The organism is Algoriphagus ornithinivorans, assembly GCF_900115305.1.
Classification (GTDB): domain Bacteria; phylum Bacteroidota; class Bacteroidia; order Cytophagales; family Cyclobacteriaceae; genus Algoriphagus; species Algoriphagus ornithinivorans.
The window spans coordinates 368,391-386,296 of record NZ_FOVW01000005.1; the positions used below are offsets into that span (position 1 = coordinate 368,391).

Genomic DNA, 17,906 nt, shown 5'->3' on the forward strand with positions numbered 1-17,906 from the left:
AAGAGCTAAGTGTAAACTCTGAAACTTAATTTTTGATGGACGGTTTATTCATAGAGTTAAAGGCAGAACATTGTTGATTAAGAAAAGGGTAATCGTAGTAGGTGGAGGGCTGGCTGGTTTGATAGCTGCCTGTCAATTGGCCAAAAATGGACACTTGGTCCAACTGTTTGAAAAAAAGCAATATCCTTTTCACAGGGTTTGTGGGGAATATGTGTCCAATGAGGTTTTAGATTTTTTAAAAAGGGAAAATCTATTCCCTGAGACAGCACATTTCCCATCCATTTCCAAATTTGAATTTTCAGATACAAAGGGGAATACTGTTTCTATGGATTTGGATCTGGGTGGCTTTGGAATCAGTAGGTTTTTATTAGATGATTTTTTAGCCAATCAGGCAATACTACTGGGCGTGGAATTATTACAAAATAAGCCAGTCGAAAATATCAATTTTAACTCTGGTGTATTCGAAGTAATTACTCAGGATCAAGGTACTTATGAAGCTGAATTCGTCATAGCTGCCCATGGGAAAAGATCTAAACTCGATAAAGTCCTGAATCGGCCTTTTATTGAAAAACGTAGTCCCTACATTGGGGTCAAATACCATATCCGAACTGACGCTTCCAAAGAAACCGTTGCTCTTCATAATTTCAAAGCAGGCTATTGTGGGCTAAATGCCATCGAGGAAGAAAAATTTAATCTATGTTATTTAGGATCCCGCGATGAGCTGAGAAAATATGGTTCTATTCCGGAGATGGAGGCTCAAACTTTGTTTAAGAATCCTAGATTGAAAGAAATTTTCAATTCAAGTGATTTTTTGTTCGAAAAGCCAGAGGTGATCAATGAGATCAATTTTGAATTTAAAAGACCGGTAGAAAATCATGTGCTGATGGCGGGTGATGCAGCGGGTTTGATTACTCCTCTTTGTGGAAATGGAATGGCAATGGCGATTCATTCTGGAAAACTGGCAGCAGAGGCCATTCATAGATTTGATTCCAGAGAGGAGGTAGAGAAAAATTACCAAAGAAATTGGAATATGAATTTTAGCCGAAGGCTGAGAGTTGGAAGGGTAGTCCAACGTTTATTTGGTTCGGAATCAGCTTCCTCTTTTGCCAGATTTTTATTGTCAGATTTTCCTGCCATCGGTAAAGTGATCATGAAAAACACTCATGGTACACCTATCTAATAGGCCAAAACCTGCAAAATTTGAGTGTTTTCTAGAAAATAATAAAAGAAGAAGGCATTCAGAATCAAAGCTGAAATACTGTTCATCCCCATGGTCCAAGAGTAGTTTGCGTACTTTTCAGGATTGATTCTGACGAAATTAAACCAAAGCAGAAAGTAAAGAATGATAGGGGCCATGGCTCCCAAATACACCCAAAAGAAGTACTCCTGATTTCTATCCAGAAAGAACCAAATGAATCCAGCTCCTGTAAGAGCGAAAATCAGCGCTGAAAATCCAAATGTTCCTTTGATCCCCAAATATCTACTCAAAGTCATATCTCCTCTTCTGGCATCTTCTCTATGCTGGTAAACCTGTGTCAAAGGATAGTTACCCCAAAGCATCAAGGAAGTTAACATCCCTGGAATAAGTACATGAGGTTTTAGAAAAATATTCCAACCAAAATCACTCAAGCCTGCATAAGCCATTGCAAAAGTGAAGTAACCCTGGAAAAGCCCGGCTATCAACCAGCTCAGCCAAGGATATTTTTTAAGGCGTATGGATGGGTGGCTATAAGCCATACTGACTAATCCGTAGACCAAAAGCATGCTGCTGAAGGCGAAGCTGATTTTGAAAGCCAAAATCAAAGCTATAGCAAAAAAAGCAAGGGATAACCAATAAAGATCCGGGGTTACTTTGGGAGGATTTTTAATTCCTCCTATGCTTTCCTCATCCTTGTCAAAGTAGCTGTTATAGCCATTGCTGGATGGGTAAAGAAATAAATGCAAGGATAAAAAAACCCACAGCATTCGCTCTCCATTTAGATTTGGAGTCAGTGCCAAGGCAAAAAAGTAGACTGGAAGCAGGAATAAAGAAAATGGAATCCTGAGGTGCTTTAAACTGGAACGAGTGATCATATCGTAAACTTAGGCTAAATAACCTTTAGAATAGTGTGTGGTTTACTTGGTAATCATCTAATTTAGAAATATTCAGTTAACTTGATCTTATGAGCACTTTTATTAACAGTATAGGATTGGCAAATCCTGGTAATCCCATTCTTCAAGAAGATATTGCCGGATTTATGAAAATTGCTCACGGATTAGATGAGAGAGAAGGGCGGAAGCTTTCATTTTTATACAGAAAATCAGGAATCAATACCCGGTTTAGCGTTTTGACTGATTTTGAAAAAGCTAACCATGAAGACTTTGAATTCTTTCCTAAAAGCAAAAACCTGGAGCCCTTTCCCAGCACCAAATCAAGAATGGGTGTTTTTACTCAAGAGGCACCTAGACTTTGCGAGGAAGCTGTTCTGAACTGTATCTCTGGGTCCCATATTTCCAAAGATCAAATCACGCACTTGATTCTGGTTTCCTGTACGGGAATGGTTGCGCCGGGAGTGGAATTGGAATTAATGAAAAGGTTGGGCTTGGAAGATACTGTGGAACGTTATTGTGTTCACTTCATGGGTTGTTATGCTGCCTTTACAGGATTGAAGTTAGCCGATAAAATTATCCGCTCGGATTCTCAGGCCAAGGTACTGGTAGTTACGGTTGAGTTGTGCACCCTTCATTTCCAAAAGGACTATTTAGAAGATAATATTTTGGCCAATTCTCTTTTTGGAGATGGGGCGGCAGCGGCATTGGTTTCGTCCAGTCCCTCAGGTTTGGCGATCAAATCCTACCTAAGTAGAGTGCTGAGAGAAGGCGAGCAGGATATGGCTTGGGGAATAGGTGATTTTGGTTTTGAAATGAAGTTGACCAAATATATTCCAAGCCTTTTGGACGGGGGTATCCAGCAACTCAAAGCAATGTTTGAGGACAAGTTTAACCTGTCCAAGATCAAAAATTTTGCAATTCATCCGGGAGGAATGCAGATTTTGGCAAAAGTTCAGGAAGCATTCGGATTGGGAAAAGAAGTGAATTTTCACGCCATGGAAGTATTGAAGCAATTTGGCAATATGTCTTCCGCGACAATTTTATTTGTATTGTCGAGAATGATGAAGGATGTGGAGATTGAAGGAGATATTCTCTCAATGGGTTTTGGCCCCGGCTTGACTTTGGAAACTCTTTTACTGGAAAAAGCATGAGCCGATTTTCACAACGCTGCGAAGACAAAGAGTTGATGGACGATTTGGAATGCTCTGGGGAAGAACTGGAACAAACTCTAAAGGAGCTCAAAACTATCAACAAGCTTTTGGGAGGTAATTATGTGACTACCAATGGACTTCGAAAGCTGATTGGAAATTCAACTGATAAAACTTTTTCAGTGGCAGATATAGGCTGTGGAGGTGGAGATATGATCCGAGTCATGGATGATTGGGCAATTTCCCATGATTTTAAGCTGAAATTTACCGGAATTGACGCAAATCGGAACATTATAGACCTCGCGAGGGTTAGGTTAGCAGATAAGCCGGAGATTGACTGGACAATTCAGAATGTTTTTGACCCGGCTTTTTCAAATCATCGGGTAGATATCATTACCTGTACGCTCTTTACACATCATTTTACTTCCCAAGAATTGGTTGATTTACTTTCTGCTTTTAGAAAGAAAGCCAAGGTGGGAATTATCATTAACGATCTGCATCGCCATCCACTTGCGTATTATAGTATCAAGTGGTTGACCCGGATTTTCAGCAGATCTGAAATGGTTCAAAACGATGCGCCGCTTTCTGTGCTGAGGAGTTTTTCGAGAGAGGATTGGGAGAATATTTTGAAAGCGTCAGGATTCAAATCCTGGAAAATAAAGTGGTACTGGGCCTTCCGATGGCAAATCCTGATTTCATTTGTTTAATTTAAACTAAATCATTTTCAATGGAAATTACACCAGAAACCTTATCAAAAATTACCGAACAGGGCATAGAACTAGCCTATACCATTGTTCCCAAAATAATTTATGCGATCATTTTTTATGTCGTAGGTCGCTTCATAGTCAACAAGCTTGTAAAGGGTTTTAAAAGAGTCCTAGAAAAGAGGGATGACAACCCCTCGTTGAATAACTTTTTAGTAGGAGTTGTCAAAGTAATTTTAAATGTGACCCTATTTATCGGGGTTGCCACCACGATTGGAGTTGAGTTTGCCTCCTTTGTAGCAATTTTGGGTGCAGCAGGTTTGGCGATTGGTCTGGCACTGCAAGGTTCCTTATCCAATTTTGCAGGAGGAGTTTTGATTTTACTATTCAAGCCTTTTAAAGTGAGTGATGTGATAGTTGCTCAGGGTCATACAGGTGTGGTGAGAAAAATTGATATTCTTTATACTCACATGACGACTTTTGACAACAAGGAGATTATTATTCCAAATGGTAGTCTGGCTAACAACGATATTGTCAACATGAATACTCAGGAGAATAGAAGGGCCGATTTAACAGTCGGAGTAGCCTATGGAACTGATATCAAAAAAGCGAGACAAATAATCCTTGATGTATTTGATAAGGACGAGCGAGCATTGAAAGATCCTGCTCCAGTAGTTTATCTGACTAATTTCGGAGATAGCTCTCTTGATCTATCAGTTCGAGTTTGGGCTAAGACTTCGGACGTTTGGCCATTATATTGGGATGGTATGGAAGCTATCAATGATGCGTTTGAGAAAAATGACATTGAAATTCCGTTCCCTCAGCGAGTGGTACACAAAGCAGAAATCAGTTAAACAAAAAAGGCGATCAAATGATCGCCTTTTTTATTGCCTAAATTTTAATCTCTAGGAAGAGTGATGGTTTTACTTCGGTCACCTCTAGATAAGGTGATTTCCCTATCACATGTTCCGTCTCCAAAATTGATAGTAAGCAATGCTTTACCTTCAAGTTTTCTTGCCAGGATGCCACTGCTAGGGATTCTGATGCCACTGGCCACGCATCTTTGAAAAAAGATCAAAGGCTGGAGAATTTCTGATTTGAACTCTTTTCCCTCTCGGTTTTTACCTATGGTGGTACCAGTAAGTTCCCATCTCAATCCATCTGAGGATGCACTTGGTAAAAAGACTTTCTTCTGGTGTCTGGATGCAAAAGTTCTAAAGCTTCCATCAGGCCAAATCATTTTACCTGCTTCTACAACCATGTTAAAGGTAAAGCTCTTGGAGCTTTCGTCGAAACCAAGGTTTTTTACAACTCTAATTCCTTCAATTTTCCTTTCATTCACATAGTAATTATCGAAAGTTGTGGTGATAACGGTTCCAGGTGCCCAATATCTCCCAGTATATTTTACAATGATTTTACCTTTTCGAATGACACCCCTTGGGCTGCTGCATCCTTCACCAAAGTCAATGATCATGGTTTTTTCTCCTGGCAACCAAGTGATTATAGCCCGGTCACATAGGTCTTCTTCTAAAGCAACCATGTTTCTATCCCCAAAATCATTTCTTTGAAAGCCTGTTAGGACCACCTCATCAATATCCTCCAAGGAGTTAGTGAACTCTGTCTCCTGTGATGCTTCTACACTGTCTTGTTCTTGAACAAGTACAGAATCTTCATTTTCTTGGCATCCTACTAAAAATAAAAATGCCATTAAGAAAGCCAGTAGATGTTTTGTTTGCCTGTATTTCATCGCTTTATGGTTAATGTTTGTTACATGCATTAGATGCAAAAACAATATTCAGGTTTAATATCTGATCAAAATTTCTTCTAATTGCTTTCTTTCAATGTCTGGCACATAGGTTTCCTTTGCTGGATAGCCAACTGGCAAAAGGAGAAATGGCTTTTCATGTTTGGGCCTTTGGAGGATATCTGAAAGGAAATTCATAGGGCTGGGGGTATGAGTAACTGTCACAAGCCCTGCTTGATGAATGGCGGCAATCAAAAAACCACAGGCTATACCTACGGATTCATTTACATAATAATGCTGAACCTTTTCTCCATCCTGCATTCCATAAGACTGTTTGAAAACAACTATCAAATAGGGAGCAATTTCTAAAAAGGGCTTTTCCCAGTCCGTACCCAATGGAGCGAGGTCGTCTTTCCAGGACTCAGGCATTCTGCTTGTATAGCTTATTTTTTCCTCTTCCTCTGCCGCAATTCTGATTTGCTTTTTCATTTCCGGATCAGAAATCAAGCAAAATGTCCAGGGCTGTTTATGAGCTCCCGATGGTGCTGTTCCTGCTGTGCGGATGATATTTTCCATCACGTCCAAGGGGATATTTCTAGAGTCAAACTCCCGTACAGTCCTCCTTTGATTCATAAATTCAAAGTAGTTTTTTGCAGCAGTCTGGCTCTCTTGATCAGAGTACTTGGGTCTTCTGTAGGAAATATGCAGATGACCGTTGATTAGTTTTTTTTCCATGGCAATAAAAAACGGCTACCTGAGAAAGATAGCCGTTTGAATTGATTCTTTGAAGTTTAATCAAATGTAATTTCTTTAGAACCACCCGGATAAGTGAGTATGACTGTTTTGTCGCAGGCCCCTGTTCCATAGTCAATTCTAACCTCAGCCCCTCCCGATACAAAGCCCAATACTCCGCTACTAGGGATTAACACTCCTGAATCCACGCAGTCTTGAGTAACTGTAAGAGGGGAGATAGTAGAAGAATTAAAATTGGCTCCGGCTCTTCCCTTACCATTGGCAGTTCCTGTAATTTCAATCTGATATCCCTGACTTCCCAGACTGACCGACCTTACTTGTTCTGAATTAAAGCTTACAAAAGTATTATCCGGCCAGGTGACTTTTCCATTGTTGACCTCTACAGTCAAATTCACTTTGCTATTAATTAGATCTATGCCTGTGTTGGTGATTTTTCGCCTTCCCTCTATTTTCAATCCTTCCACTTCATAGCCATCGAAAGTAGTAGTGACAGAGGCTCCAGGAAAGAGAAAATTACCTGTGTAATCCAGGATTACCTTTCCTTTTCTGGTGATGCCCGAAGAACTGGTGCATCCCTGACCAAAATCAACAATAATCTTTTTAGTATCTCTATTGACATTGATATCTACACCAGCGCAGATTGATTCATTTTGGCTAGCCATAATTCTAGCTCCAAGACCACTGGATTCCAAGACCGTCAAGGTGTAGTTGTCCATGTCTTCATAAACTCTATTGACAGCGATTTCATCATTAACTGCAGATAAATCTGGCTCAGGAAACACAGAGCTGGAGTCTGAGCAACTCTGCAAGCCTAGGAATAAAAGCCCTACCAGAGCTATATTGAATAGTTTTTTCATGGATTTTAATTAATGGTTAAAAATTACTTAGGCTTTGATTTGTTAGCACCTTTGGAGGAATTACTTGCGCATCCAATATTTTTGGTGAAAGATACATCTTCCGGAAAAATTCCTTGATTGGCGAGTGAACCCATATCAAACTCCTCTGATTCCTCATTTGGATTCTTTTTTTTCTTGCTTTTCATAGCGTGTTTAAAGTTAGGACAAGTATTGGCTCTGTCAAAGTCAACAGGTTTCTTTCTGACAGTGATCAGTCAATGACCTATATTTGGGGATGAAGTATTTTGATTTTAAAAACGCTGACTTAGAGGATAAAATTTCCAAACTCAGGAAAAAAACTGCCTCTCTGTCTTTTTTGAGGCTGCTGACATTCCTGGGATTAATAGGCTTTTTTGTTTTGATGATAGCAGAATCCTTGATTTGGGGATTGGTATGGTTTGGTTTTATTATCCTGTTTATTCATCTGATCAAGTCCTATAATTTTTGGAAAGACCAAGAAGCCGTATACAAGGCTTTGGATCAGATCAATCAAAATGAGAATTTGAGGCAGGAAAGAAAATTGGAAAGTTTAGACCCAGGTATAGAGTATTTGGATAAAAAACACCCTTTCTGCAATGATTTGGATCTTTTTGGAAGCCATTCAGTTTTTCAGCTGCTCAACCATACTGTGAGCCATGAGGCAAAAAATCAGCTTGCGAATTTATTGAAATCACCAATTGCCATTGAGGAATCTGAACAAAACCGGAAAGCTATAGATGAGTTAGCAGAATCTCCTGATTTTCTGAAAGCCTTTGAAGCAGTTGGGAAGGCCTTTTTCAATTCAGATGTCAAGCATCATCAATGGGAGGATTGGTTAAAATCCGAGGATAAAAGAGTTCCATGGTCATTTTTTGTAGGATGTTTGGGCCTTTTAGGAGGGATCACTTTAGGGGTATTGGTCTACATCAACCTAGTTCCTTCAGCTTTTTTGGGAGTTTGGGTACTGATTGGGATGGCTTTATTGGGATTTGTTTTTAAACCCTTGCAACTGGCAGCAGAAAAAATCCCTTCTCAGTCAACTTTAAAGACCTTCAAAAACTGGTTAGTTCTTTTGGAGAATCAGCGATTTGAATCATCGGCCCTGCTAAGAGATTTGGAAGTTTTTCAAGAGAAAAATCATAGAGCATCCGAAGTTCTCAAAGAGCTGGATAGCCTGGGACTTTGGGTTCAAAACAGGATCAATATCTTATATATCCCAATCAATTTATTCTTTTGGACTGACCTTTTGCTCTATTACAAGATGGTCAAATGGAAAGCTCGGTTTGGAAAATTAGTCAGCAATTATCCTCATATTTTGTCCAAATGGGAGGTTTGGATTTCTTTGGCAGCATTCCGGTCTGAATTGGAAGCTGATGGAGAAGTTTCCATAAAAAATGGATTGGAATTGGAAACGACAGCTCTATATCACCCGCTTTTGCCTAAGGGGAAAGCCGTGGCTAATGATTTTTCGATTTCGGAAAAGCAAAAGCTCAGCCTTTTGACAGGGTCTAATATGTCAGGGAAGACAACTTTCATGCGGACTTTGGGAGTGAATATTGTGTTGGTAAACATTGGATTGAGACCTTTTGCGGAAAAGATGGAATTGGGCCAATTTCAGCTTTATACCAGTATGAGAAATACCGATAGTTTGGGTGAAAGCGTGAGTTCCTTCTATGCAGAGCTTAATCGGATAAAAACCCTAATTGATTTGATTGAATCTGGAGTTCCTGTTTTCTTTCTTTTGGATGAAATTCTGAAAGGCACCAATACCGAGGATAGAATAGCTGGAAGTGAGGCTTTGATTCGGCAATTAAAAGATAGTAAGGCTTTGGGCATCATTAGTACCCATGATATAGAATTGGCCTCATTGGAAGCTCAGATTCCCTATGTGAAAAACTATAGCTTTCATTCAGAAATACATGACCGGAGTATTGACTTTGATTACAAGTTGAAAAAAGGACCATGCCCTAGCTTTAATGCTCATAAACTGATGGAGCTGATGGGCATAAAGTTCCATAAAAGGTGAGGACCATATTTTTTGATTTTGTATCTTGAATAATCTTTGTTTCACTTAAATTTTACTACTATGAATTCACTTTTGTACTTAGTGGCGGTTATCTTAGTTATTGGTTGGATCTTGGGTTTTTTCGTGTATAGTGTAGGAGGATTGATCCATATTTTGCTGGTATTGGCACTGGTATCAATCATTTTAAGATTGATTCGGGGCAGATAAGAACCGGTAAAAATCAGCGATATCAACAATCTGAAGGATAATCCTTCAGATTGTTTTATTTTTGGCCTAATGAAAAGCGAAAAATCATCCATTCTCGGTGTGTTGGGTGGAGGGCAGCTGGGACGCATGCTCATTCAGTCAGCCATCAATTACAATCAGGATATTCATATTTTGGACCCAGATCCCCAAGCTCCCTGCAAGGACTTGGCTCAAAAATTCACCTGTGGATCACTCAAAGATTTTGATACGGTTTATGCCTTTGGGCAAGACTGTGATGTGATTACAGTGGAAATTGAAAGTGTTAATGCGGACGCATTAGCCAAATTGGAATCCGAAGGAAAGCAGGTTTTTCCACAGCCTCATATTTTGAAACTGATTCAGGATAAAAGAGAGCAAAAGCAGTTCTATCAAAAAAATGGAATTCCTACAGCTGAGTTTATCTTGACAGAAAACAAAGCTGAAGTTGTAAAAAATAAAGGCTTTTTACCAGCTGTTAATAAACTGGGAAAAGAAGGCTATGATGGAAGAGGGGTTCAGATATTAAGGAGTGAATCTGATTTGGATCAAGCTTTTGATGCACCGGGCCTTTTGGAAAAGCTCATTGATTTTGACAAAGAGATTGCGGTGACTGTTGCTAGAAATAAAAAGGGAGACTTGATTGCCTACCCAGCGGTCGAATGCGCTTTCCACCCTACAGCCAATTTGGTAGAATTTCTTTTTGCGCCAGCTGAGATAGCAGATTCTGTGGAAAAGAAAGCCCAAGAAATTGCTAAAAAAGTCATTCTCAAGCTGGATATGGTAGGTATTTTGGCAGTGGAAATGTTTGTAACAAAGTCCGGGGAAGTCTTAGTCAATGAAATTGCACCCAGACCACATAATAGCGGACACCATACTATAGAAGCCAATTTTACTTCCCAATTCGAGCAGCATTTACGTTCTGTGATGAATTGGCCTTTGGGAAATCCAGAATTAAGATGTCCTGCTGCCATGATTAATTTACTGGGAGAAGACGGATTTACAGGCGAGGCAATTGTGGAAGGTCAAGAAGATGCCTTATCTGAGAAAGGAGTTTACATCCATCTGTATGGTAAAAAGCTGACCAAACCATTTAGAAAGATGGGGCATGTAACTCTATTGGACGAGGATATAGAGCAGTTAAAAGTAAGAGCACAGCGAATTAAAGATTTGATTAAAATAAAAGCATAAGCATGAATCCACAGGTAGGAATAATAATGGGAAGTCAGTCTGATCTTCCGATCATGGCAGAAGCAGCCGCTATTTTGGAAGAGTTGGGGGTAAGTTTTGAAGTGACTATAGTTTCTGCCCACAGAACGCCAGATCGCATGGTTGATTATGCAAGGTCAGCCAGAGATCGAGGTTTAAAGGTAATTATTGCAGGTGCCGGTGGTGCTGCACATTTACCCGGGATGGTTGCTTCCATGACTAGTTTGCCTGTTATCGGAGTTCCTGTTAAGAGTTCCAATTCCATTGACGGTTGGGACAGCGTGCTTTCAATTCTTCAAATGCCAGGCGGAATTCCAGTAGCTACAGTTGCTTTGAATGGTGCGAAAAACGCTGGAATCTTAGCAGCATCTATGATTGGGGCCTATGAGCCTAAGATTGGAAAGAATTTAGATGAGTTTAAAAACTCTTTGAAGGTTAAGGTTGAAAAAACTGCCAAAGACCTTGAGTCCTTAGGCTGGAAAGGAATGCTTAAAGACAGCTAAGCTCTGATTATGAGTTCTAAATGGAAAAGAGTCATCAAATTCAAAATTGGGGATGTCCCCTGGGAAATCCCCTTGAATGTGCTCTTATTGTTGATTTTTATTGCCATTGTGATGATGGCAGGAGGGGCCTATCTAGGCTTTAAGTTCGCCTCAGGGCAGCTTAATCCATAAACATTCCCCACCCGTCATCAGATTTTTTGTCAGAATCAAAAGTTGTAATCCAAGAAAGAAAAAGCTTTCTAAAGTCTTCGATTGCCACTCTTAATAATTCCAGATGTTCTTCAGCATGTGTTTCTTCCAAAGCCAGTTGATAGGTCATGGAATTGAGACTTTTGGCATGGAGTTTCATGAGAACCGCGTTTTCCATTTTGGTGATGTAATCAGGGATATTTTCAGCAGCACTGAACTTGGCACTCATGATGGCTGCGTCTTCCATCATGATATTGCCATATAATTCTCTTCTTGCTTCATCCAAGCTTCCTACCAAGGCTCTGGTCAAGCCGATGATTTCCTTCGATTTCTTCATCAAAGGATGCTTGAAAATTCTCTCCTGTTCCTTGCGGTAATCAAATTCCCCATCTTCCTCGAAGTCAGGTTCATCATCAAAGTCGTCCCACATGCTTAAAAAATTTTATTGGCTAGTTTTTAGAAAGGTAATTTATCCTCTTCGCTATCCGAGTAAAAGGTATCTACTTCAGGAGCATTGGAAGAAGGAGCGGATCCATTACCACTGTTTTTATCAACTCTATATGCTTTGACTTCTGTATACCAACGATTGTTATATTCACGGCTTTCTACGTCCACACTCATTGTGACATTTTCACCCACTTCCATTCCGAATTGATCGATCTTATCTCCCCAAATGGCAACACATACTTTTTTAGGATATTGACCTGGAGTTTCAATAATAAATTCCTGCTTTCTCCAAGCATTTCCGCTTTTTGAATTTCCACTTACCTCAGGTAGTTTTTGAATTACTTTTCCGCTTAATTCCATTTTTACTAATTAATTTACTTGATAAACGAAGGTAAGCAAAAGCAGGGAAAGTCTGGTTTTAGGCGTGGGAAAACAAAAGGCCTCAAATTATTTTTTTAACAATTCTTGGCATTAAGATTGAGTTTTAAGCAAGTGCTCTCTTAATATTTTAAAATGAATTGTAAGAGAATTTGAGTTCTGCAAAATATACTTTGGCAAGTAAGAAATTTCTGGAATTGCTCCATTTTTTCTTTGCATCCAACGTATCAAAAGCATACTTTTAAAATTGTTTTAAAATCTTCCACTCTAAAAAAATACTATGGCTTAGACTTTTACGTTCTTCATAAACTAAATCAAATGAGTAAGCGAATAGGTCCTAAGGACAGCGAGTTGATAGCTCAGTATAGAAATGGCAGTGAAGCTGCTTTTGATCATTTAGTAGATCGGTATAAGTCTAAAGTTTACACCACCATATTTCTGATCGTCAAAGACCAGGATTTGGCTGAGGACATCCTCCAGGATGTTTTTGTGAAAGTGGTAAAAACTCTCAACTCAGATAAGTACAATGAGGAGGGTAAATTTCAACCCTGGATTATGAGAATTGCTCATAACCTGGCGATTGATCACTTTAGGAAATCCCGTCGCTATCCTACCATTATGATGGAGGATGGTTCGAATATTTTCAATTCTCTGAAATTTTCTGATGGAAATGCAGAAGAAAAACAGGTAAGAGAAGAAGAAATCGATCTAGTAAAGCGTTTAATAGAGGAGTTGCCTGAAGCTCAAAAAGAAGTCTTAATCATGAGACATTATATGGACATGAGTTTTCAGGAAATTGCAGATCAGACAGGAGTAAGTATCAATACTGCTCTGGGGAGAATGCGATATGCGTTGATCCATCTGAGGAAGAAAATGAAACAATTAAATTTTGCCTATGATAAAACCATTTACCCCAAATGACCTGATTAGATATATCTATCAGGAAATGCCGGAGGTAGAACAAGAGCTCTTAATGCAGGCCTTGCACAAAGATGAAAACCTGATGCAAGATTACATGGAATTGCTGAGCGCGATAGAGCAATTGGATTTACTCCAAATCAATCCTTCGGAAAAAGTAGTACAAGCTATCAAGTTGAAAGCTAAATCTACGGGACTTCAAAAAGTCTGATACTGGTAACCCCGCTTCGGCGGGGTTTTTTTATTAGTTGGCACGTATAAAAGCTGAGGCAGCCTTTATCAACTCCACATTGGTGGAAGGAGTAAAACCATGCCCTTGACCATCAATTCTCCTGAATTCATGAGGCACTGAGTTTTCTTGGAGTTTATTTTTTAAAAGATCACTCTGTGAAATGGGGACAACTGTGTCTGCTGTTCCATGGAAAAATATGGTAGGCACAGAATTGCTGTTTATAAAATTACTCGGACTGGATTCCAAGTATGCTTGGGGTTTGTTTTCTGGTGTCCCTTGAAGAATTTCTGTAAGTCCCAATGCAGTCAAAGAGTTGAAATTAAATAGTTCAGCTAAATCAGTCGGGGGAAAGAAAGCAATTACCGCTTGAATATTCCCTATCTCAGGATTCTTATAGCCATGCAAAAGGGCTAAATGTCCTCCCGCACTTGCTCCGGCTATCACAATTTGGTTTCCTACATTCCATTCGTCTTGTTGTGAAATAATGTATTCTATTGCGCTCTTGACGTCATTTTCCTGAGTTGGAAATGGATTTTGCCTACTCAAAAAATCAAAAAGTCTATAATTGATTGCTACATACGCATATTCTGGAAATGCTTGATCCAATAATGGTTTAACCTGAGCAAACTCATCTTTGCTCCCATCAATCCAAGCTCCTCCGTGAATATATATAAGGAGTGGGGTGTTTTCCATACTCCTTCCTCTTGGAAGAAAAACATCCATAGTCTGCCGCATATCGGACCCATAAGAGACATTGGAAAGCTCCAATGCAGGTAAAGGTGCGTTTGGGTCCAGGTTTTCTTCTGGATTGCAAGAGAAAATTAGGAAGCTAAAAGCCAAGAAAAAAAATAACTCTGCTTTTTTGAAGGGGAGTTTAGCCAGCATCTTTTAGAACCATTTTATTAAGGAGTTAATCAACTGTTTTGTTTTTAGTCCGTAGGGAGGTCTGAGAAGAGTAACGTTATTAAGTCCAACACGTTGCTTCAAAATTCCCTTTTCATTACTAAATGCCAAAAATCCATGATATCCATGGGCTTTTCCAATACCACTGTTGTTCACTCCTCCAAAGGGGAGTTCATTATGGAGGAAATGTAAAACACAGTCATTAATCACAGCATTGCCAGAGCTGGTTTGGTGAAGGATCAATTCCTGTTCAGCTTTTTCCTGAGAAAATACATACAAGGCCAAGGCTTTAGGTTTGGCATTGATATAATTGATGGCCTTTTGAAGTTCAGAATAGGTGATGATGGGTAAAATGGGTCCAAATATTTCCTCCTCAGCGATTTTCATAGAGTCAGAAATTCCCGTAATCAGGGTGGGTTCCAGATAGCGGTGATGCTGATTTCTTTTACCTCCAAATTCAATAACTGCCCCCTTTTCTTCAGCATCATTCAGGTAGTCATCCAGTCTCTGAAAATGTCTGTCATTCACGATACGAGCTAAATCCGGAGATTTTTCAATCCCTTCATATTTAGGATCATACATTTCCTGAATTCCAATTTTTAGTTCACTCAATAGGAGATCTTTTTGGCTTTCATGAACGAGAATATAATCTGGAGCCACACAGGTCTGTCCACAGTTGACCAGTTTTCCCCAGATGAGCTTTTTGGCTGCGTCTTGGATATCAGCTGATTCAGTAACAATCGCCGGTGATTTCCCGCCTAATTCCAGAGTGACAGAACTGAGGTTTTTAGCAGCATTTTCCATCACGATCTTTCCTACTTGAGGACTTCCGGTGAAGAAAATATGATCAAAAGGGAGTGCTAGTAATTCTTTGGAAACTTCTGCATCACCTTGAAATACAGCAACCTGATCTTTGGGAAATATTTCTGAAATCATTTCTTCAATGAGAGCGGAAGTCGCGGGCGTCATTTCAGAAGGTTTGATGATTGCTGTACATCCTGCAGCGATTGCAGAAACCAAGGGGCCAATAGCCAGATTAAAAGGGTAATTCCAAGGGGCGATGATGAGAGCTGTTCCTTTGGGTTCTGGCTGGATGTAAGCTTTTGTTCCGAGCATGGGAAGAGGAGTGCTCTGGGATCTAGACTTCATCCAGGATTTGAGGTTTTTTAGGGCATGGTTAATTTCAGAAGTGACAGGAAAAACTTCACTTAAGTCAGTTTCAGTTTTAGGTTTTCGAAAGTCCTTCCTAAGAGCCTCATGTATTTGGGAATGATGAGCTTGTATCCAAGTCCTTATTACTTTTAACCGATCCTTTCTTTCCTCCAATGTAGAGGTTCTCCATGCGATTGAAGTTTTCTGTTGGCTCTCAAAAACAGAAGCAATTTCTGAAGGAGGGGTTTGAATGTTTTGATCTTCCATAGAGGGAATATAGTAAAATTCATTCGGGCTAATATTTCAAAAACCTGCTGATCAAGTTTTTATGATTTTTGTCAACTTTTCCCATTTTGTTTAAGTAAATACAAAAATCCTTAAACAAAAATGCGTTTTAATGCAATATTTTTTCATTTCACATCTAAAAAACTGCTTTTTATCAAAAAATAAATCACCAATTGTTTGGTGATGAAAAACAAAAAAGTGTATTTTTACGACATAAATTTTATAGTCTAATAGAATTTAGGTTCAGTAAACAAAGGTTTATTGAAAAAAGAGAAATGATTTTGGACTTCAGGAAAAGGAATTTGAACTGAGGTTGTGACCACAAAAGGTACAGTATAGAGCAACGTTTACGAACTCGAAATTTTAACTACAAAAAATATGGACACTTTATCCATTAACCGATTAAGCCATTTGATAAAATATTGTAGATTTTTAAGTCAGATAAATCATTGGTTCAGAGTATATTCAATTTACTTCAGGATTTTTTTGGTGTTTTTGGCTTTTTTCAATTTCACTTCGTTAAGTGTAGCACAATTTAGTGGAACTCCTCCTTTGATAATCAACCCGAATAACCCTCCAGGTTGTCCTCAAAATAATGTGACAATTACAGATTTAGAGTTTAGAGATTCTGATGGAAAAGTAATAGATCCAAATGCGGATTTTGAACCGGGGGACGTTATTGAAGGTTTTATTTTTGCACGGTTCGGTGGTAGTTCTAGTAACGCCTACAATCTCTACATTCAGTATGAAATTTTTATTGATGGAATAAAAGAAGGTTCTACTCGATTTGATTGTCTTTTTTCTGGAGAAAATGTCCCAAATGATGGAATTGAATATTATCAGTTAGCACCTTTCACACTAGAAGCCGGTCAAGAGATTGAACTAAAAAATATTTATATGACTTGGAGGACAGGAAATGCAGGTAATGGCTTATGTCCTGCTAACCTTGGGAACTCTCAATGTTACTGGTCAGGTGAAGGATTGTTAGTTCGTACTCCTTTGGTTGCAAATTTTGATTTTTTAACTAATTGTGATGATTTTTCTGTTCAGTTTACTGATGAGACCACTGGTGGTGAAGTTGGAAATTATGATTGGAGTTGGGATTTTGATGGTTTAGGATCTAGTGATCTCCAAAATCCAAATTTTGATTTTGGATCAGCTGGGGAATATGATGTTACATTAACAGTGACAAGTGGTCTTTTACCTCCAAAAACAATTATCAAAACCGTATCTATTTATCCTAATCTTCAATTATCATACACTAAAGTAGACGATGATTGTTCTCCAAACTCTACAGGTTCGATTGATATCACAGTTCAAGGAGGTTTGGGTCAATATACTTATGCATGGACTACGCAAGATGGAAGTGGACTAGTTGCCTCGGATGAAGATCAAACGGGCCTTTCTGAAGGTGTATATAACGTAACAGTAACTGATGAGCGAGGATGTTCTGTTATAGAGCAAATACAAATAATTAAACCATCAGAGTCACCTGCACCGAGTCCTGCAAACTTTGAATTTTGTGAAGGATCTGGAGATCAGCTTCTTTCCGTCACTCCGGCAGAAGGATATGAAATCCTTTGGTACGACGAAAATCAAAATTTACTTCAATCAGCTCCTACTATAGACGGAGATATCGCTGGCCAATCAACATTTTTTATATCTCAGTTAAAAGAAGGGGAATGTGAGAGCTCTAAAGCGCAAATTAATGTTATTGTTAACCCAGCGCCATCAGCTCCGGAAGCAGATGATCAGGAGATCTGCGAGACTGAGCCATTCACGAACTTAACAGCGACCGCAACGGTAGGAGAAGGATTCAGCGTAATCTGGTACACCAGCGCAGACGGAGAGGGTACAACCCAGACTCCAAGCCTGACTGAAGTAGGAACAGTTACTTACTATGCAGCAGCAATCAACGATGAGACAGGTTGTGAGAGTTTGACAAGAACTCCGGTGACCTTGACGATCAATGCAGCCCCTGCTGCTCCGGTATCCGGAGGAGATCAGGAGATCTGCGAGACTGAGCCATTCACGAGCCTAACAGCGACCGCAACGGTAGGAGAAGGATTCAGCGTAATCTGGTACACCAGCGCAGACGGAGAGGGTACAACCCAGACTCCAAGTCTG

21 protein-coding genes are annotated in these 17,906 nt (G+C 39.4%); 12 read left to right on the forward strand and 9 right to left on the reverse strand.

Features of this window, described 5'->3' with window-relative positions; genetic code table 11:
- Positions 1-70 precede the first annotated feature (70 nt).
- The gene (locus BM073_RS09910) at positions 71-1,180 is read left to right on the forward strand and encodes an NAD(P)/FAD-dependent oxidoreductase (RefSeq protein WP_317042653.1); all 1,110 of its coding nucleotides are present in this window, start codon (positions 71-73) and stop codon (positions 1,178-1,180) included.
- Here BM073_RS09910 and BM073_RS09915 read toward each other — a convergent pair.
- Positions 1,177-2,073, reverse strand: a complete 897-nt coding sequence (locus tag BM073_RS09915; protein ID WP_091653692.1) for a UbiA family prenyltransferase — start codon at positions 2,071-2,073, stop codon at positions 1,177-1,179. The two genes, BM073_RS09910 and BM073_RS09915, sit on opposite strands and share 4 nt — an antisense overlap.
- An 89-nt stretch (positions 2,074-2,162) precedes the next feature.
- On the opposite strand from BM073_RS09915, the gene BM073_RS09920 reads away from it, so the two are divergent.
- The 3 genes from BM073_RS09920 to BM073_RS09930 are packed head-to-tail and all read left to right on the forward strand — an operon-like array spanning position 2,163 to position 4,797.
- Positions 2,163-3,242, forward strand: a complete 1,080-nt coding sequence (locus tag BM073_RS09920) for a type III polyketide synthase (RefSeq protein WP_091653694.1) — start codon at positions 2,163-2,165, stop codon at positions 3,240-3,242.
- Positions 3,239-3,946, forward strand: coding sequence for a methyltransferase domain-containing protein (locus BM073_RS09925; RefSeq protein WP_091653696.1), 708 nt, complete (start codon positions 3,239-3,241; stop codon positions 3,944-3,946). Before BM073_RS09920 ends, BM073_RS09925 begins: the two co-directional genes overlap by 4 nt.
- 20 nt (positions 3,947-3,966) lie before the next feature.
- A complete protein-coding gene (locus tag BM073_RS09930; RefSeq protein ID WP_091653697.1) occupies positions 3,967-4,797 on the forward strand; it encodes a mechanosensitive ion channel family protein in 831 nt (276 codons plus the stop codon).
- Between the two features lie 44 nt (positions 4,798-4,841).
- Here BM073_RS09930 and BM073_RS09935 read toward each other — a convergent pair whose 3' ends face one another.
- The 4 genes from BM073_RS09935 to BM073_RS18080 are packed head-to-tail and all read right to left on the reverse strand — an operon-like array spanning position 4,842 to position 7,482.
- The gene (locus tag BM073_RS09935; protein WP_139217473.1) at positions 4,842-5,690 is read right to left on the reverse strand and encodes a hypothetical protein; all 849 of its coding nucleotides are present in this window, start codon (positions 5,688-5,690) and stop codon (positions 4,842-4,844) included.
- A gap of 54 nt (positions 5,691-5,744) precedes the next feature.
- Positions 5,745-6,422: a nitroreductase family protein gene (locus BM073_RS09940; protein ID WP_091653700.1), complete on the reverse strand. Its 678-nt coding sequence runs from the start codon at positions 6,420-6,422 to the stop codon at positions 5,745-5,747.
- Positions 6,423-6,478: 56 nt separating this feature from the next.
- A complete protein-coding gene (locus tag BM073_RS09945; RefSeq protein WP_091653701.1) occupies positions 6,479-7,297 on the reverse strand; it encodes a hypothetical protein in 819 nt (272 codons plus the stop codon).
- Positions 7,298-7,320: 23 nt separating this feature from the next.
- Positions 7,321-7,482 carry a hypothetical protein gene (locus BM073_RS18080; RefSeq protein ID WP_175557886.1) on the reverse strand — a complete coding sequence of 54 codons (162 nt, stop codon included), beginning with the start codon at positions 7,480-7,482 and terminating at the stop codon, positions 7,321-7,323.
- An 89-nt stretch (positions 7,483-7,571) separates the two neighbouring features.
- On the opposite strand from BM073_RS18080, the gene BM073_RS09950 reads away from it, so the two are divergent.
- The 5 genes from BM073_RS09950 (at position 7,572) to BM073_RS18085 (ending at position 11,446) form a co-directional block, all read left to right on the forward strand.
- Positions 7,572-9,341: a MutS-related protein gene (locus BM073_RS09950; protein WP_091653703.1), complete on the forward strand. Its 1,770-nt coding sequence runs from the start codon at positions 7,572-7,574 to the stop codon at positions 9,339-9,341.
- Positions 9,342-9,401: 60 nt separating this feature from the next.
- Entirely contained in the window at positions 9,402-9,548 is a 147-nt protein-coding gene (locus tag BM073_RS17955; protein ID WP_139217474.1) for a lmo0937 family membrane protein, read from the forward strand.
- A 69-nt stretch (positions 9,549-9,617) separates the two neighbouring features.
- Positions 9,618-10,754, forward strand: a complete 1,137-nt coding sequence (locus BM073_RS09955) for a 5-(carboxyamino)imidazole ribonucleotide synthase (protein ID WP_091653704.1) — start codon at positions 9,618-9,620, stop codon at positions 10,752-10,754.
- Between the two features lie 2 nt (positions 10,755-10,756).
- A complete protein-coding gene (purE, locus tag BM073_RS09960) occupies positions 10,757-11,275 on the forward strand; it encodes a 5-(carboxyamino)imidazole ribonucleotide mutase (protein ID WP_091653706.1) in 519 nt (172 codons plus the stop codon).
- A 9-nt stretch (positions 11,276-11,284) separates the two neighbouring features.
- Entirely contained in the window at positions 11,285-11,446 is a 162-nt protein-coding gene (locus BM073_RS18085) for a hypothetical protein (protein ID WP_175557887.1), read from the forward strand.
- On the opposite strand, the gene BM073_RS09965 is transcribed toward BM073_RS18085, so the two are convergent.
- A complete protein-coding gene (locus tag BM073_RS09965; protein WP_091653708.1) occupies positions 11,436-11,894 on the reverse strand; it encodes a hypothetical protein in 459 nt (152 codons plus the stop codon). The genes BM073_RS18085 and BM073_RS09965 overlap by 11 nt on opposite strands.
- Before the next feature lie 26 nt (positions 11,895-11,920).
- Positions 11,921-12,271, reverse strand: a complete 351-nt coding sequence (locus BM073_RS09970) for a DUF3127 domain-containing protein (protein ID WP_091653709.1) — start codon at positions 12,269-12,271, stop codon at positions 11,921-11,923.
- A 336-nt stretch (positions 12,272-12,607) separates the two neighbouring features.
- Here BM073_RS09970 and BM073_RS09975 point away from each other — a divergent pair, with 336 nt between their 5' ends.
- Both BM073_RS09975 and BM073_RS09980 read left to right on the forward strand, forming a co-directional pair.
- Entirely contained in the window at positions 12,608-13,210 is a 603-nt protein-coding gene (locus BM073_RS09975; protein ID WP_091653712.1) for an RNA polymerase sigma factor, read from the forward strand.
- Positions 13,185-13,418, forward strand: a complete 234-nt coding sequence (locus tag BM073_RS09980) for a hypothetical protein (protein WP_091653714.1) — start codon at positions 13,185-13,187, stop codon at positions 13,416-13,418. Before BM073_RS09975 ends, BM073_RS09980 begins: the two co-directional genes overlap by 26 nt.
- 33 nt (positions 13,419-13,451) lie before the next feature.
- On the opposite strand, the gene BM073_RS09985 is transcribed toward BM073_RS09980, so the two are convergent.
- Both BM073_RS09985 and BM073_RS09990 read right to left on the reverse strand, forming a co-directional pair.
- Entirely contained in the window at positions 13,452-14,324 is an 873-nt protein-coding gene (locus BM073_RS09985) for an alpha/beta hydrolase (protein WP_091653715.1), read from the reverse strand.
- A gap of 3 nt (positions 14,325-14,327) precedes the next feature.
- A complete protein-coding gene (locus tag BM073_RS09990; RefSeq protein WP_091653717.1) occupies positions 14,328-15,761 on the reverse strand; it encodes an aldehyde dehydrogenase family protein in 1,434 nt (477 codons plus the stop codon).
- 615 nt (positions 15,762-16,376) lie between these two features.
- On the opposite strand from BM073_RS09990, the gene BM073_RS09995 reads away from it, so the two are divergent.
- Positions 16,377-17,906, forward strand: a 1,530-nt coding sequence (locus BM073_RS09995) for an Ig-like domain-containing protein (protein ID WP_175557888.1), incomplete at its 3' end; no start/stop codon positions are given.